The 300-nt window shown below is 40.0% G+C and carries 1 protein-coding gene; it reads left to right on the forward strand.

Annotation, left to right across the window (positions count from 1 at the left end):
* On the forward strand, positions 1-300 hold a 300-nt coding region (locus R0J87_RS19390), incomplete at both ends, for a 4-(cytidine 5'-diphospho)-2-C-methyl-D-erythritol kinase (RefSeq protein ID WP_498888286.1).

Raw genomic sequence — 300 nt, forward strand, 5'->3', positions numbered from 1 at the left:
AATGCGCCACTATACACTCACTGCACCGGCAAAAATTAATCTTCATCTGGAAATTATTGGCGATCGCGCTGATGGATATCATGAACTGGTTATGATATTACAAGGAATTGGCTTAGAAGATCGGATTCAAGTGTACGCTGGAAGTACGCAAACCATTCATCTTCATTGTGAACATCCTGATGTCCCCCTCGGTGCGGATAATATTGCTTATAAAGCAGCACAGTTGATGTGTCGAGAATATCCTCAATATCATGCCCAATATGGTGGATTAGAAATCAGTATTGAAAAAAATATTCCTGT

It is taken from the genome of Halomonas sp. SIMBA_159 (genome assembly GCF_046536035.1).
Taxonomy (GTDB): domain Bacteria; phylum Pseudomonadota; class Gammaproteobacteria; order Pseudomonadales; family Halomonadaceae; genus Vreelandella; species Vreelandella venusta_A.